Origin of the sequence: Pyrococcus kukulkanii, from assembly GCF_041647995.1 — an archaeon.
Taxonomy (GTDB): domain Archaea; phylum Methanobacteriota_B; class Thermococci; order Thermococcales; family Thermococcaceae; genus Pyrococcus.
The window spans coordinates 24,382-39,346 of the sequence record NZ_JARRIB010000003.1 but is presented as its reverse complement, the minus strand read 5'-3'; the positions used below and the strand labels follow the sequence as shown (position 1 = coordinate 39,346).

At 45.7% G+C, this 14,965-nt stretch carries 14 protein-coding genes and 1 tRNA gene; 8 read left to right on the top strand and 7 right to left on the bottom strand.

The window, feature by feature from the left end:
• Together purQ and purL are read left to right on the top strand one after the other, a co-directional pair.
• Positions 1-672, top strand: a complete 672-nt coding sequence (purQ, locus tag P8X24_RS06525; protein WP_372914691.1) for a phosphoribosylformylglycinamidine synthase I — start codon at positions 1-3, stop codon at positions 670-672.
• A 5-nt stretch (positions 673-677) separates the two neighbouring features.
• Positions 678-2,792 carry a phosphoribosylformylglycinamidine synthase subunit PurL gene (gene purL, locus P8X24_RS06520; RefSeq protein WP_372914689.1) on the top strand — a complete coding sequence of 705 codons (2,115 nt, stop codon included), beginning with the start codon at positions 678-680 and terminating at the stop codon, positions 2,790-2,792.
• Here purL and P8X24_RS06515 read toward each other — a convergent pair.
• Complete coding sequence (locus P8X24_RS06515) at positions 2,789-4,231, bottom strand: NAD(P)H-hydrate dehydratase (protein WP_372915313.1); 1,443 nt, start codon at positions 4,229-4,231, stop codon at positions 2,789-2,791. The two genes, purL and P8X24_RS06515, sit on opposite strands and share 4 nt — an antisense overlap.
• Before the next feature lie 134 nt (positions 4,232-4,365).
• Between P8X24_RS06515 and P8X24_RS06510 the strand changes: the two genes are divergently transcribed.
• A tRNA-Met gene (locus P8X24_RS06510) sits at positions 4,366-4,440 on the top strand.
• A 5-nt stretch (positions 4,441-4,445) separates the two neighbouring features.
• Here the strand turns inward: P8X24_RS06510 and P8X24_RS06505 are convergent.
• The 3 genes from P8X24_RS06505 to guaB all read right to left on the bottom strand — a co-directional run bounded on the left by P8X24_RS06505 (position 4,446) and on the right by guaB (position 8,056).
• Entirely contained in the window at positions 4,446-5,303 is an 858-nt protein-coding gene (locus P8X24_RS06505; RefSeq protein WP_372914687.1) for an LAGLIDADG family homing endonuclease, read from the bottom strand.
• A 24-nt stretch (positions 5,304-5,327) separates the two neighbouring features.
• Positions 5,328-6,515, bottom strand: coding sequence for a flippase (locus P8X24_RS06500; protein WP_372914685.1), 1,188 nt, complete (start codon positions 6,513-6,515; stop codon positions 5,328-5,330).
• 83 nt (positions 6,516-6,598) lie between these two features.
• On the bottom strand, positions 6,599-8,056 hold the full coding sequence (gene guaB / locus P8X24_RS06495; RefSeq protein WP_372915311.1) for an IMP dehydrogenase: 1,458 nt from the start codon (positions 8,054-8,056) through the stop codon (positions 6,599-6,601).
• A 112-nt stretch (positions 8,057-8,168) separates the two neighbouring features.
• Here guaB and P8X24_RS06490 point away from each other — a divergent pair, with 112 nt between their 5' ends.
• Positions 8,169-8,753 carry a regulator of amino acid metabolism, contains ACT domain protein gene (locus P8X24_RS06490; protein WP_372914683.1) on the top strand — a complete coding sequence of 195 codons (585 nt, stop codon included), beginning with the start codon at positions 8,169-8,171 and terminating at the stop codon, positions 8,751-8,753.
• On the opposite strand, the gene P8X24_RS06485 is transcribed toward P8X24_RS06490, so the two are convergent.
• Positions 8,737-9,012 (bottom strand): acylphosphatase, encoded by a 276-nt coding sequence (locus P8X24_RS06485; protein ID WP_372914682.1) that lies wholly within the window; start codon positions 9,010-9,012, stop codon positions 8,737-8,739. The genes P8X24_RS06490 and P8X24_RS06485 overlap by 17 nt on opposite strands.
• Before the next feature lie 32 nt (positions 9,013-9,044).
• Positions 9,045-9,683, bottom strand: a complete 639-nt coding sequence (locus P8X24_RS06480) for a metallophosphoesterase (protein ID WP_372914680.1) — start codon at positions 9,681-9,683, stop codon at positions 9,045-9,047.
• Positions 9,684-9,762: 79 nt separating this feature from the next.
• On the opposite strand from P8X24_RS06480, the gene P8X24_RS06475 reads away from it, so the two are divergent.
• From P8X24_RS06475 to P8X24_RS06460, 4 genes are all read left to right on the top strand, one after another.
• Entirely contained in the window at positions 9,763-10,089 is a 327-nt protein-coding gene (locus P8X24_RS06475) for a hypothetical protein (protein ID WP_372914678.1), read from the top strand.
• 93 nt (positions 10,090-10,182) lie between these two features.
• Positions 10,183-11,634 (top strand): NAD(P)/FAD-dependent oxidoreductase, encoded by a 1,452-nt coding sequence (locus P8X24_RS06470; RefSeq protein WP_372915309.1) that lies wholly within the window; start codon positions 10,183-10,185, stop codon positions 11,632-11,634.
• Between the two features lie 593 nt (positions 11,635-12,227).
• Positions 12,228-13,151 carry a tRNA-5-methyluridine(54) 2-sulfurtransferase gene (gene ttuA / locus P8X24_RS06465; RefSeq protein WP_372914676.1) on the top strand — a complete coding sequence of 308 codons (924 nt, stop codon included), beginning with the start codon at positions 12,228-12,230 and terminating at the stop codon, positions 13,149-13,151.
• Positions 13,135-13,632: a hypothetical protein gene (locus P8X24_RS06460; RefSeq protein ID WP_372914674.1), complete on the top strand. Its 498-nt coding sequence runs from the start codon at positions 13,135-13,137 to the stop codon at positions 13,630-13,632. The genes ttuA and P8X24_RS06460 overlap by 17 nt, the downstream gene beginning before the upstream one ends.
• Here P8X24_RS06460 and P8X24_RS06455 read toward each other — a convergent pair.
• Positions 13,625-14,962: a glycosyltransferase family 2 protein gene (locus P8X24_RS06455; RefSeq protein WP_372914672.1), complete on the bottom strand. Its 1,338-nt coding sequence runs from the start codon at positions 14,960-14,962 to the stop codon at positions 13,625-13,627. The genes P8X24_RS06460 and P8X24_RS06455 overlap by 8 nt on opposite strands.
• Between the last annotated feature and the right edge of the window lie 3 nt (positions 14,963-14,965).

The window sequence follows — 14,965 nt, the reverse complement described above, 5'->3', positions numbered from 1 at the left end:
ATGCCCAGGTTCGCAGTTATAGTCTTTCCAGGAACGAACTGTGACTTTGAAACAGTCGAGGCCATAAGGAAGGCGGGAGGAAAGGCTGAGAGAGTTTGGTATCAGGAGTCAATAAAGGACTATGATGGCGTTGTTCTTCCGGGAGGCTTCAGCTACGCTGATTATTTAAGAGCCGGAGCAATCGCGGCAAGGCAGAGGATAATGGAGGAAGTTAGGGAGTTCGTAGAGGAGGGAAGGCCCGTCCTTGGAATATGCAATGGCTTTCAGGTTCTAACTGAATCGGGGATTTTGCCTGGTGCCTTAAGACCGAACAAGATCCCGAGGTTCATCTGCAGATGGGTTTACCTTAAGGTAGTTGATACCAACACGGCATTTACACGGCTCTACGAGCCGGAGGAGGTCATCAGGATGCCGATAGCTCACGCTGAGGGTAACTATTACATTGATGACCCCTCAAAGGTTAGGGTGGTCTTCCAGTATAGTGATGAGAAGGGAAACATAACCGAAGATACGAATCCCAATGGATCAGTCTTGAACATAGCCGGGATAAGCAATGAGAAGGGCAACGTTTTAGGAATGATGCCTCATCCTGAAAGGGCAAGTGACAGGTTCCTGGGAAGCGAGGACGGGCTTAGGGTGTTTAGAAGCATGGTAGAGTGGGTTAAGAGGTGATTTTTATGTTCCCGCACGAGGAAAAGTACATTCGTGAGAGGCTAGGTAGGGAACCAAATGAACTTGAGTGGGCAATGCTTGAAGTAATGTGGAGCGAGCATGCATCTTACAAATCAAGTAGGCCTTGGCTCAAGCTTCTGCCCACGAAGAACGAGCACGTAATTCTTGGCCCAGGAGAAGATGCCGGGATAATAAAGTTCGATGATGAAACTTGGATAGTTGCCGGAATAGAGAGTCACAATCATCCCTCCGCCGTTGAACCTTACGGTGGGGCCGCAACTGGAGTTGGTGGGATTGTCAGGGATGTCCTTTGTATGGGGGCTAGGCCCATAGCGTTATTAGACCCGATAAGATTTGGGCCCCTTGAGAACGACAGGAACAGATACCTTTTCGAGTACGTGGTTAAAGGTATAGCTGATTACGGTAATAGAATTGGCGTTCCGACCGTTGGAGGAGAGACGGAGTTTGATGAGAGCTTAGATAATTACACACTCGTAAATGTGGCCTGTATAGGAATAATGAGACCAGAGCACTTAGTTCACAGCTACGTTACTGAGGCTGGATTAAAGCTCGTGTTGGTAGGTAATAGAACTGGGAGGGATGGAATTCACGGAGTTACGTTCGCTAGCGAAGAACTTAGTGAAAATGCTGAGGAAGAGGATCGCTCCGCCGTCCAGATCCCCGATCCCTTCACTGAAAAATTGTTGATAGAGGCAACTCTTGAAGTCGTGTACACGGGTAAAGTTAAGGCATTGAAGGACTTGGGTGGTGGCGGCTTAACCTGCGCCGCCTCCGAGATGGCCGGGAAGAAGGGCTTTGGGGCAATAATATACGCCGACAGGATTCCCTTGAGGGAGCCTGGAATGAATGTCGTTGAGGTTATGATTTCCGAGAGCCAAGAGAGGATGCTCTTTGCGATAAGGCCTGAGGACGTTGAAATCCTGGGGAAGATATTTGAGAAATATGGGCTTGAGTGGGCTGTTGTGGGAGAAACTATAGAGGAGCCCCGCTTTATCGTCTACTGGAAGGGCGAGAAGGTTGCAGATCTTCCCATTGATCTCCTCACTGACGTCCCCACGATTAAATGGCCCTTGAAAAAGTATAAGATTGAGGAGGACGTTGAAACTCCCCAAATTTCCTTGGAAGAAGCCTTCGATAGGGTTTGGAGGAGTCCGAACATTATAGCAAAGAGGTGGATTTGGGAGCAGTATGACCATGAAGTTCAGGGAAGAACCGTTGTAAAGCCTGGATTTGATGCCGCAGTTTTGAAGATAAACGATGAATATGGCCTAGCCTTTGTTGCCGATGGCAATCCCAGGCACAGCTATCTAAACCCCTATCACGGAGCCATGGGGGCGGTTGCCGAAGTCGTGAGGAATCTCGTTAGTGTTGGAGCTAGACCCATGGCATTAATCGATAACTTGAACTTTGCCTCTCCCGAAAGACCCGAAGTTTACTGGGCCTTTGCCGAGACCGTGAGGGGTTTAGCTGATGCAGCTAAAGCTTTCAACCTAGCTTACATAAGTGGGAACGTCAGCTTTTACAATGAGGTTGTGGATAAGCCAATAAAACCGACTCCAGTTGTAGCTGGCCTTGGAAAGGTTAAACTTGAAGTAATCCCTAAAGGTCCCAGGAGAGGAGATCTCATCGCCGTCGTGGGAGAAACTAAGAAGGAGCTTGGTGGTTCCGAGCTGTACAGGATTCTGGGAATCAGCAAGGGAGTAGCACCGAGGGTTGACCTTGAGAGAGAAAGAAGGAACGCCTACGGAGTTCTTGAACTCATCGAGAGTTCGCTGGTATCCTTTGTTCACGATGTATCAAAGGGTGGAATCGCAGTGGCTTTGGCAGAGATTAGCACGTGGTTCAACGTTGGGGTTTCTGTCAAAATTAAGACTAACTTAAAGCCAGTAGACTTCGCATTTAGTGAAAGCCATGGGAGGTATGTTATAACGTTCCCAGAGGAGAGCTTAGAGAAAGTTCGGAGAGTTCTCCCAGTTGAAGTTGTTGGACGTATCGGCGGGAAAGAATTTGAGTTAGATATAAACAATGAAAAAGTTACAAAGGACGTTCAATGGCTTCGGGATATCTACTGGAACGAACTGTACAGGCTTATGGACTAAAACCCTATAACATCTTTTAATGCCCTTGGTATCTTTTCCGCAACATCAATTGCCGTATACGCCTCTTCTTTCTCTTCTTTTAGAAGATCTCCAGCGTACCCAACGAGAAATGCGGCAGCTTGAGCTGCTCTTAGAGGGTTATTGCCTAAAGCCAAGAACGCTCCAACGGTTCCAGCTAAAACGTCTCCAGTTCCCCCAGTTGTCATGCCCTTGTTTCCAGTTTTATTGTAGTACCATCCATTTCCATCGCTTATAATGTCAATTGGCCCCTTTAGGAGTATCGTTCCTTCAATTTCTTTGGCTTTTTCCATTACAAGTTTAGCCCTTTCCTCAAGAGAACCCTCGGGCTTGACCCCAAAAAGAGTGTAGAACTCTCCTGAGTGAGGTGTTAACACGAAAGCCTTGCCCTTTAATGACTCCTTATGTTCGGCCACTATCTTAAGGCCGTCTGCATCTATCACGATAGGCTTATTCACTTTCTCCAGGAATTCAGAAACGAAAGCCTTTGTTGCCTCATTTATTCCTATCCCCGGCCCCAGGACTATAGCATCAACTTTCTCAGCAAGTTTCAACGCCTCTTCTACATGTCTTGCCGTTAGGTTTTCACCCCTAACTTCTCTAATGATTAGATTGGGGTCGGTAATTTTCTTTGCGACCCTCTCTGGAGTTAGGAGGAACACAAGATCAACGAGATAACTTGCGGCTTTAGCAGCTAAGTATGGAGCTCCATAATAGTTTTCGCTACCTCCTATGATGAGCAACTTCCCATTCTGGCCCTTATGTTCGCCTTTCCTCTTGAACGCAAATTTGACGTGGGCTGGCCCTACCAAGTGGTACAGCTCCCTGGGATATCCTATCTTCACTATGATCCTCTCAAAGTCCCTGAACTCTTCCTTATCCCACTGAAATGTAATTGCTAAATCACACTCTACCCTTACCTCGGAAGGATATCCGCTTGGTAAGTCAATACTTACAATCTTAGCCTTCCCGGAGTATTCGTTTATCTTCTCTATCGCTGACTTTATCGGTTCCCTGGGTTCACCCTTCGTTCCAGCTCCAAGGAGAGCGTCAACTATTACATTAAAACTAGATAAGTCCAAATCTTTTATCTGACTTGAATCTTTTAGTACCTTTACCTTTACAAATTCAAGGTTCTTGAGTATGCCCCAGTTAAGCTTAGCCTCTTCGCTCCTTATCTTTGCTTCATCCCCCACAAGGAAGACCGTAACATCATTCTCAAAACTTAGGTGTCTTGCAGCAACGAACCCATCCCCTCCGTTATTCCCAGTTCCACAGAAGACAGCTATCTTAAGGCCCTTCCCAAATCTCTCCTCTATAACTCTAGCAACCCCGGCCCCTGCATTTTCCATTAGCTGGAAAGGAGTTATCCCAAGCCACTTAGCGTTTATGTCCCATATGTAAACGTCTTCGATCCTCATTCTCATCCCCAGGATAGGATGGCAAAGAGGACTTTAGGGTTTTTGGATTATTAAGTTAAATTAGGACTTTTAAATGTCCACTTTTGTGCGTAAAGTTTATAAAGCCAATGCTGAGAGTTAGTATTGGGTCTCGCAGCGGGGTGGGGCAGCTAGGAGTGCCCGCCGGGCTCATAACCCGGAGGTCGGAGGTTCAAATCCTCCCCCCGCTATACATTTATTTTCTGTGGTAATTATTTTCGGAGGATTGTGAGTAATATTCTTGAAGAAACATTGCTAGCTTTTCTTGCTTTCGTAAGATGGTGAACCCAATGACTTCAGCGAACCTTGCAACACTGCTCCTCCTGTGAATACTGATTCTGTATAGGTCGCTAGTGTACTCGTATTCCTGTCCCCTAATTACAACTTTTGTTCCTTTCTTTCTAGCCAAGTACACCGTGGAGTGAATTCCCATACCCTCAAGAAGATCCCTACATAATTTAAGGACGTCTTTATCATAGTTATCTGCAGTTATACTAGCTTTTCGTGGGTTCTTTTTGCTTATGGAAACGCTCCCCTCGCTATCAAAGAATCCCCTTAGGAATTCTACGGGCCACCTTCCTGCAACTTCGAACAGCTTCTCCCTTGGCCCGCTCAAAAACATGTAAAGCTCCTTGCTTACAGCTTCAACAACCCACCTTCCAACTCTTGAAGAATCGTTCTCCCAGTAGAGGCTTGGCCTCAAGCCTATATCTTTAAGGGCCTCAGCGAAGGCCTCAGCGAACTCCCTGTCAACTACCTTAAGCCTTATCCTGTATCTGTATCTATCGTCAAGGCTCACACTCCCATCCCCGAGGTGTACTCCAACTACATAGGCAAGAGAAGGTGATTCAAAGTTAATCCTCCTGACTTTCCTCAGAGGATCACTCTCCCCTTTGCACCATCTCATAACAGTGGCCTTTGAAATCTTAACTCCCTTCTTTTCCTTAATAATCTCGCTTATCTTGGAATAACTCAAGCCCTTCTTTCTTAACCTTCTCACTTCTTCACGAATCTTCTCGACCTCTTGGGGACTTAAATCCTTAAGGGATCGCATACTCAGCACTATCAATATAAGTATTTAAATTTTTAGATGATGATAGGCTTTATAACTTCCCATGATGGTCACAGAGACCTGAGAAACTAAAGTTGCAAGTGCCGCTCCAGAGGCTCCATACTTGGATATGAGAATATAGTTCAGCACTACATTTAGCAGGGCCGTGAAGCCCACTATCTTCGTAAACTCAAGCTCCTTACCGGTTGCGTTCATTAGACTTCCTATAAGGGAGTTCAGGAACATAAAAGGAACTGCAACCCCTAGGATTTTGAGAATTGGAATGCTGGGTAGGAATTTACTTCCCAAGAAAATGCTGATCAAGAGGTTAGGGAATGCCATCAATCCACCGGCACCTACGATTCCTAGTCCTAAGAGGGTCATATAGGCTTTATTGAACAGCGTTCTGACTATTCTCCTATCCTTCTCCCATAGCCTTGCCATTGGAGGTAAGATGGTTGGAATCACAACCGTAGGGACAAGCAAGGCAACTTGAATAAACATATATGCCCCTCTATAAAGGCCCGTCTCGTAATTTCCCCTCAGCAGGTTTAGCATGACAACATCGGTCTGATAGTATATCATGGTGAATAGGTTGATTAGCCAGAAGGGATATGACCTTCTGAGAATCCCTAGCCACTCTTTAAGTTTAAACTTAGGCCTCACAAATCCGGCAATTTTGGTTGTGAAGTAAATCCTCATGGTATCTCTGATAACGTATCCAGCCACTAAGGCTTCCACAAAGGTTCGCAGTGATCTGAGGTAGTACAGAATTGGAACTCCCGTTATAAAGGCCCAGCACCTTTCTGTGATTCTCGCTATAGCCTCATACTTGGTAACCTCATGCGCGTACATAAGTCCAGTAAAGAAAGTAGCTACCCAGTATAGAATAGCTTCTACGCCAACTCCCAAGATCAGGAGCTTCACCCAGAGGGGCTTTGGAAGGAATAGAGTTATTACGGCTAGAATCACGAAATTCATAAATGCTAAGGAAATCTTCAGTCCAAGGGCTACTGGAACTAAATCGCGGAGTCTATTTTTATCCTTGGAGACTTCCTTCGTTACATAGAAGTTAACGCCAAAGTCCGAAAATACTCCCAGGATTCCAACGTAGTAGAATATGAAAGAGTATAGCCCAAGACCCTCTGGTCCCAAGGTTCTTCCCATGACAACTATTATACCATAGGCTAGAAACTTCCGAGAGTACTTCAGCAATGAAAAGCCAACCAGCGTTTTCTATGAGCTTCCACTTGAGGCTTTTGGCCATCGCTAAAAGAAAGGAGGGAGGGTTAAAAAAGCTACCTTTCCAGCGGATAGTTTGGGGCTTCGTTGGTGATTATTATATCGTGGGGATGGCTTTCTTTTAATCCTGCTGAAGTTATTATCACGAACTCGCCCTTCTCCTTTAGTTCTTTTATGTTTCTTGCCCCGACGTACCCCATTCCTGCCCTTAGACCTCCTACCAATTGATACAGCACCTCGCTGACTGTCCCTCTGTAGGGGACGACCCCTTCAACGCCTTCTGGAACGAACTTCCTCGTCTTCATGTAGCCTCCCTGGTAGTACCTTTCCGCTCCTCCCTTCATCATTGCCCCTAGAGATCCCATCCCTCTGTACTGCTTGTACTTCCTCCCGTTTATTATTACTTCCTTACCTGGGGCCTCCTTTGTTCCAGCGAGCAGGTTGCCGAGCATTACGGCATCGGCTCCTGCAGCAATGGCCTTGACTATATCTCCGGAATACTTTATCCCTCCATCGGCTATAACGTACAATCCGTACTCTTGGGCTCTGTCAGCGACCATTGCAATGGCCGTTATCTGAGGCACTCCGACTCCGGCAACGACCCTGGTTGTGCATATGCTTCCGGGCCCAATTCCAACTTTAACTGCATCTGCAAACGTTAGGTCATCTACTGCCTTTGGATTAGCTATGTTGCCGACTATGAAGTCTGCATCAACCCTTGACCTCATTTCTTTCATAGCTTTTATAGCCCTGAGATTGTGAGCGTGAGCTGTATCAACAACTATAACGTCAACTCCAGCCTTATCCAGGGCTATGGCCCTCTTTATGTCAAAGGGGCTTACGGCTGCAGCAACTAGCAGCTCACCGTTTTCATCCCTCACTGCGTTCTTGTACTTCTTCCTTGCAACTAAGTCGCTCATCGTTATGAGGCCGATGAGCTTCCCTTCTTCGTTGACAACTGGTAGCCGCTCTATTCTGTTTTCCATCATTATCTTCAACGCTTCCTCAACATCGATGTTCTCAGGGACTGTTATTACGTCCTTGGTCATTAGCTCTCTAACGGTTCTTCCCTCCCTTGCGGCGATATCGGTCTTGCTTATTATTCCAACGACCCTCCCATCCTCAACCACTGGCAGGCCATCGATGTCATGCTTTTCCATTAAGAAGAGAGCAAATTCCACGGTTTCATCTGGGCTTATTGTGATTACGTCCTCAACTATGAACCTCTCGGCTTTCTTCACCCTTTTTACCTGCTCAACCTGCTCCTCTATGCTCATGTTCCTGTGTATAACTCCCAAGCCACCCTCTCGAGCCATTGCTACCGCCATTTCCCATTCAGTCACGGTATCCATCGCCGCGCTTAGAATTGGGATGTTCAGCTTTATGTTGGGGGTAATTTGCGTAGAAACGTCGACATCTTTCGGCTCAACCTCTGTAGCCTGTGGAATTAGGAGAACATCATCAAACGTGTATCCCCTAATTGCATTCTCGAGCTTCTCAACGAATTTTCCCATCTTTTCCCTCCTCCTCACCCTTTTTGAGGAGATAATTTGTTGATATAAAAATCTTTAGGGGGCAATCTTTAAATATTCATTTTTACCCAATATTGAGTAAGAGGTGACAAAAATGATACACATCCTTGAGGAGTACTTCAAGAATTATCCAGCAAGGAGGAAGGTTGTTGAGTTTCTCTGGAATGCTGGACTGTCAGTGAGGGATGGAAAGATCTACATCAGGGGAGTTGAAGTTCCAATCACGGGGATAGCTCAAGCCACCGGAGTAAACAGAAAGATAGTCTATCACACCATAGAGTACATAGAGTCAAAACCAGCGTTGAGAATACTCTTCGAGAACCTCTCTCCTAGGTCGAGCTTAATTTCAATAGCCCCTCTCATGGGCTGGGAAGTGCTCGAGCTCACGATACAAAAAGAATCATATGAGAGAGTCCTTGCTAAGGTTCTCCAGATCCTGGCCGAGAGGGGGATAAGGGTTGTTGAGGTATTTGGGAGCAACCCTTACGAAGAGAGAAGTAAGGCCTATCTCGTTATAGAGGGAGTACTTCCCTTTGATGTCATAGCATCCATGAGAAGTGAAGGGGCGTTGGAGAAGATAGTCATCCACACACCCGAGAGGAATAAAGAGAGGATGATATGTCCGAAGTGTGAAGTCAAATATTGCCCTAGGAAAGTTATCTTCACCCCAGAATCCTAAACCCCCTTTCTCCCTTGGGTTCTTCCCACTGTATCTCCACCCTGGTAACCCTGGCCAGCGGGGGCCCTTGGTGAGCCCATCCTATTAAAGCCTCAACCCTTTCCTCTTCCCCTTCAAGCACGGCCTCAACGCTTCCATCAGGTAAATTCCTTACCCAGCCATTTATACCAAGTTTCCTAGCTTCTCTCTGCATGCTCCACCTGAACCCGACCCCCTGAACCCTGCCGTATATTCTCAAGTGAGCCCTAACGATTCCCATAGCTCCTCCCACCCATATATCTCCTGGGACGCTTAAGATATTTTCTTGAGCTCGACCTCCAGCTTCTCCAAGTCCACCATGGCATAGTATCCCCGTGAAAGCGGACCGGGATTAACAGCTATTGTCCTTCCAATTCTTTCTACTCCCCTACCTTCATGGATGTGACCGCAGATACATAGAGGTGGCTGATTTTCTTCGATAAACTTCCTTAGTCCCCTACTCCCAGTATGAACTCCTGAAAAAGTTTTGTCAAGCTTCGTACCGTACGGAGGAGCGTGGGTTAGAATAATGTCCCCCTCCTTATAGTTCCTCCTTAGGGACTCGTAAATTTCCTCATCCGAAAACTCCCATATTGTTGAGAATGGAGTTACATTCGAGCCACCGAATCCAACTATTCCCACGCCTCTAACTTCGACCCTCTTATTATGGACGCTTATTCCCAGTTTCTCCAATGTTTTAAGGACATCCCTTCCATCACAGTTTCCCATAACAGCCAAGAGGGGCTTTCCAGTTCCAAGGAGAGGGGATAATATTTTTTCAGCCTCCCTGCCGTTGCCAAAGTGGGTGATATCACCGGCTATTAAAATCACATCAAAATCATCAAGCTCCCCCGCTAGTGTCTTAACTTCTCGGTAGTTCCCGTGTATATCAGTTATAGCAAGGACTCTCATTTTATCACCCTAAAAATCTAAGCATGTTATAAGCCTTAAGCTTAACTTAAGCTTAAAAGATGAAATTTTATTCATGAATATGGTGGTAGGGGTGGGATGGAGAGAAGAGCTAAGAAAGGAGGGTTTTCTGAATGTGGGAGATTTCATAATCGAGCTGATTTACATTAACTGTCCCTGTGAGCCGATGCCCCCCGCCCTGGCTATATACGATAAAAAGAACGATGAGTGGTATAGAGTTGATGAGACAGCGCAGGCGAACAACTACACTGAGGCCTGCGACTGGGCAATCGAAGTTATCGAGAGAATTAGGAGGGATGAAGAGGTCAAGATAGTAGGTCTTGATGGGCCTGCCCCACCAAAGGTCGTAGCGAAATTAAGGAAAGCCCTTCAAAAATTGCCAGATTAATGTTAAAATCATTAGATAACACTGAAAGTATTAAACTAAAACTTGCCAAAAGATTTATAAGGGGATTAGATGTGCACCTCGGTAAGGGAACTAATGAAGTATGATGTTGTTATAATAGGGGCGGGTCCTGCAGGCCTTTTTGCGGCTTATGAACTTGCCGAAAAGAGCGATCTAAGCATTCTAGTTATCGAAGAAGGTGGAGATGTCGATCAGAGAGTCTGTCCAATGTACGAGCTCGGCTACTGCGTTGGGTGCAAGCCCTGCCACATAATGAGCGGCGTTGGAGGGGCTGGGGGACTAAGTGATGGAACAGTGAACCTAAGACCGGACATCGGTGGGGATCTTACGGAGTTAACGAACGATGAGAATTATTCTTGGCAACTCGTTTGGGAAGTTGATCAGATACTCCTCAAGCACGGTGCCCCCAGGAACCTGTACAAAGGAGATCCAGACCAAATAAGGTACTGGGAAAGGAGGGCCGCTCAGGCTGGAGTTAAGTTCATCCCAATAATCCAGAGGCACATCGGCAGTGATCACACTCCCAGGGTAATTAAGAGCATTAAGCAGTACTTGGAGAGCAAGGGAGTAAAGTTCATGCTCTGGACAAGGGCTTTAGAGTTCAATGAAGGCTGGGTCAAGGTTCAGAGGGGCAAAGATATCTTCACGATAGAGGCTAAGTACATAATTGTGGCCCCAGGAAGGGGAGGTGCCGAGTGGTTCCATGACGTTGCTGAGAAGATCGGGCTGAAGGCGAGGCATGGACCGATAGACGTTGGAGTTAGGGTCGAGGTTCCGGCCATTATAATGGAGCCGATAACGAGCATAAACCATGATCCTAAGTTCCACATCTACACAGACACCTACGATGACTTCGTGAGGACTTTCTGTACTAACCCGTACGGCTTCGTGGTTGAGGAAAGGTACGATAGTTACGTTGGTGTAAACGGCCATTCAATGAGGGAGAAGAAGAGTAACAACACGAACTTCGCCTTTCTAACTAGGATAGAGCTTACGGAGCCTGTGGAAGATACAACGGCCTACGGGAGGAGTATAGCCCAATTAGCAACAACAATAGGAGGAGGAAAGCCAATAATCCAGCGTTTAGGGGATTTAAGGAGAGGAAGGAGGAGCACGTGGTCAAGAATAAGAAAAAGCGATGTAGAGCCAACGCTCAAGCACGTGACCCCAGGGGATATAGCAATGGCCCTCCCCCACCGGGTAGTCACTAATATAATTGAGGGGCTTGAGAAGCTCGACAAGGTAATTCCTGGGGTTGCAAGTGACCATACCCTCCTCTACGCCCCAGAGATAAAGTACTATGCAATGAAAGTTGAGGTAAATGAGTTGCTTGAGACGAGCATAGAGAACGTATTCGCTGCGGGAGATGGGGCTGGATTAAGTAGGGACATCGTAAACGCCGCTGCAACTGGAATCATGGCAGCGAGGGGCATATTGGTGAAAGAAGGTCTTTTCAACCTCAAGGACTTTAAGAAGCCTGGGAACTGGAAGCAAAAAATAGAGAGTTTAGAATCTGAATCAGCTTGAGAATGCCCTATGGAGTCATTAAAGTCGTTAGAACTACCATCGTTACCGGAACCGCAAGCAATGATTAAAGCTACCTTCATTCTGGAATCATCCAGTTTCCACATGAAGGGATTCTTTTGGTTTGAATTTCATCATCAACACTCCAACCCCGTCTTTACCTATCACTGCGACCAGTGAATATAGACAGGCAAAGCATTACAGGACTAATCTCAGCCAAGATTATTGTAACATCGGGCAGTCTAACGCTTCTCCCTCACGTTCATTGCAATAAGGATCTCCAAAATATCATCAACACCGTGACGGCAAGAATCATGGTTCTAACTTTTGTTCTAAGCTTTTTCATCTCCATTAAGACAGGCGTGGTTAATATTAAGCAACGATGATCCTATGAGTATTCCTTCAATAAGTTGGGCGAGGATAGCTGGAAAACCGAGCTTAAGGGAGATACCAAAATTTTTGCTATTATTAGGATCAGGGTAAGTTCGAGGAATACGTCCATACAGATACCTCCTTATTGTAGCATGGTGTCTGGACATATTTTTAGGTAGTATAAATTTTAAGAGCTTTCTTCTTATCTGAAGAAGGTGAGAATTGTGAAATGCAAATTTTGCTCAAAAGAGGCCTATATAAAGCTTCATTATCCCAAGATGTACCTTTGCATTGATCATTTCATTGAATACTTTGAGAGGAAAGTGGAGAGGACGATAGAGAGATACAGGCTCCTTCAAAAGGATGAAAATGTCCTAGTAGCGGTAAGTGGGGGTAAAGATTCTGCGGTTACGGCTTACGTTCTTAACAAGCTTGGTTACAATATTGAGTGCCTCCACATAAACCTTGGTATAGGAGAATACTCGGAGAAGAGTGAGGAGTTCGCAAAGAAGCAGTGCGATCTAATTGGTGCTCCGCTCCATATAGTTAGGATAAAAGAGATCTTGGGGTATGGAATAGGGGAGGTAAAAACAAGGAGACCCCCATGCTCTTACTGTGGGTTAACGAAGAGGTACATAATGAATAAGTTTGCTTACGACAACGGCTTTGATGTAATAGCCACAGGGCACAACCTAGATGATGAAGCTTCGTTCCTCCTTAATAACATACTACACTGGAACACCGAGTATCTAGCGAAAGGGGGTCCCCTGCTTCCTGGAGAGGGCAAATTTGTCAAAAAGGTCAAACCTCTCTACGAGCTCACGGAGAGGGAAGTTGTGGCCTATGCCCTTGCAGTTGGCCTAGAGTATATTGTTGAGGAATGCCCCCACGCAAAGGGGGCAACCACCCTTGACATGAAAGCAATCCTCAATGAGCTCGAGGAGAAGAGGCCCGGAACGAAGTTCATGTTCGTGAGGGGTTACCTCAAAAAGAGAGAGCTGTTCGAGATCGAAGTAGAGAGAAAGGAGTTAAGAGAATGCAAGGTTTGTGGAATGCCGTCGAGTGGGGAAATTTGTGCCTTCTGTAGGTTCTGGGGGCTGAAAGAACCCCTTAATTTTAAGGTGGGTCGTGATGAGGGTGATCTCTGAAGTACCTAGGGAAAGGGTTAGACTACTTAGGATAGTCAAGCTCTACGCCCTGTACTCCCTCTCCTCTGCGATACTTTGCTCAATGCTTGTGGGGCTTTATCTATTCAGCGAAAAGCCGCACAGATCAATACTGTATTTGGTCGGAACTTTCCTTTTCGTGACTACCTATCTAATGCACCTAGACTTTCTGGATAAGCTGAAGAAGACTCGTTTTAATTCGTACTGGATGTTCTTTAGAAGGTACTCGCCGCCTTTCGGATCGTATGGATTCCTCCATATAATTATCTCCCTCGTGCTTGCCATTGCAGACGTGCTAAAGGGTGGCTACGGAGTTTTAGCGGCCTTAATTGCCGTAAAGGGCCTTTTTGAAATAGTATTACACGACGAAATACACTCCCTTATGGTTCTCTCATACCTTCACTTCGAACTAACTATGAGCAACATAGACCTTCTCGTGATAGTAGACCCGTTTTCTAAGTAAATCTCTTGGTTTTCTCCCACTGCAACTTTCCCATCATCAGCCTAATAAGCCCTCTCGTAGTGTAAATAACGGAAAATACCACAAATATAATGAAATATAGGGGATATGCGAGAACAAAACCCCAATTAACACAGTATCCTGTTCTCTTCTTTTCGATCCAGTTAGAATACGCTACCGAAAGCCAAAACAAAAGGAATGAGAGAGCAGCCAACGTCAGGGAAACTTTGGGAGGGATTATTGAGGAAGGTGGGTGTTCCACGAGCATTAAGTAGGAATTGAGCACGATGGATGAGAACCAGAAAACTGGAACTAAGTAACTCAACAGGTAAAAGTGTTCTATGAATGCCTCGGGGATGCTTGAGGCTCCTCTAATAACAGGCCAGTAGTAGTCTACCATAACCTGAAAGTGACCCTGAGCCCATCTTGATCTCTGCTTTATATAGTGTCTCACATCTTCAACAGCTTCCTCCCATCCTATAACGCCATGATAGTACCAGAACCTGTATCCAGATATGAAAGCCCTAGCCCAGAGCTCTGTATCCTCGGTAACAACATCCTCATTGAAGAATCCCAGACTTGACAGGTGTTTATATCTAATAAGAACCACTGTACCCCCATTCTTACCATTTTCATTGAACTTCATATCTCCCTCTATGGCAACGTTAAAACCAACGAGCCTTTCAAGTGTTATGAACTTGGTTATGAAGTTTTTCTTCCAGTTTCTAGGTCTCACATTCCCCTGGATTCCAATAACGTAGTTTGGAGCCTTTTCCATTATTCTCACAAGTTTTCTTATTGCGTCCCGGGGTATTATGTAGTCCGCATCGAGTATGAACACGAACTCAGGCTTCGGGAAGGCTATGCTTATTATCTCAAGTGCATAGTTCAATGCCTTAGGCTTTTTTCTTCCCCTTTCTGGCGGTACGTTTATAACGACGACCCTCTTATCCTTTTTCTCAAATTCCCTGAAGATTTCAAGGGTTCCATCAGTTGAGTTGTCGTTTATCAGGAACACTCGCATGTTCTTATAGTCCTGATTTAATACGGATGTTACCGTAGCTCTAATTACGGACTCTTCATTGTGAGCAGGTATAAGCACGTAAACGAGCGGATCGAGAGGAGTAGAGGGATCATCAGGTACTTCAAAGGGATAGCTCCTTCTAGTGGCCAGCATTAGAAGGGAGTAAAAGATCGCACCAGAAAAGACCATGAAAAACAGAAAAACAAGTATGCCTTGCAAAACAAGCCAGAGAGGGAATATCTCCAATAACCCGAGGACTAAGAGGATGTATAGATAGAACGTTGACTGAATTCTCAAGGAAGATCTCATGAG

Coding starts and splice junctions, on each gene's coding strand:
- purQ (WP_372914691.1), top strand. CDS start 1: ATGCCCAGGTTCGCAGTTATAGTCTTTCCAGGAACGAACTGTGACTTT.
- purL (WP_372914689.1), top strand. CDS start 678: ATGTTCCCGCACGAGGAAAAGTACATTCGTGAGAGGCTAGGTAGGGAA.
- P8X24_RS06515 (WP_372915313.1), bottom strand. CDS start 4,231: ATGAGGATCGAAGACGTTTACATATGGGACATAAACGCTAAGTGGCTT.
- P8X24_RS06505 (WP_372914687.1), bottom strand. CDS start 5,303: ATGCGATCCCTTAAGGATTTAAGTCCCCAAGAGGTCGAGAAGATTCGT.
- guaB (WP_372915311.1), bottom strand. CDS start 8,056: ATGGGAAAATTCGTTGAGAAGCTCGAGAATGCAATTAGGGGATACACG.
- P8X24_RS06490 (WP_372914683.1), top strand. CDS start 8,169: ATGATACACATCCTTGAGGAGTACTTCAAGAATTATCCAGCAAGGAGG.
- P8X24_RS06485 (WP_372914682.1), bottom strand. CDS start 9,012: ATGGGAATCGTTAGGGCTCACTTGAGAATATACGGCAGGGTTCAGGGG.
- P8X24_RS06480 (WP_372914680.1), bottom strand. CDS start 9,683: ATGAGAGTCCTTGCTATAACTGATATACACGGGAACTACCGAGAAGTT.
- P8X24_RS06475 (WP_372914678.1), top strand. CDS start 9,763: ATGGTGGTAGGGGTGGGATGGAGAGAAGAGCTAAGAAAGGAGGGTTTT.
- P8X24_RS06470 (WP_372915309.1), top strand. CDS start 10,183: ATGAAGTATGATGTTGTTATAATAGGGGCGGGTCCTGCAGGCCTTTTT.
- P8X24_RS06460 (WP_372914674.1), top strand. CDS start 13,135: ATGAGGGTGATCTCTGAAGTACCTAGGGAAAGGGTTAGACTACTTAGG.
- P8X24_RS06455 (WP_372914672.1), bottom strand. CDS start 14,962: ATGAGATCTTCCTTGAGAATTCAGTCAACGTTCTATCTATACATCCTC.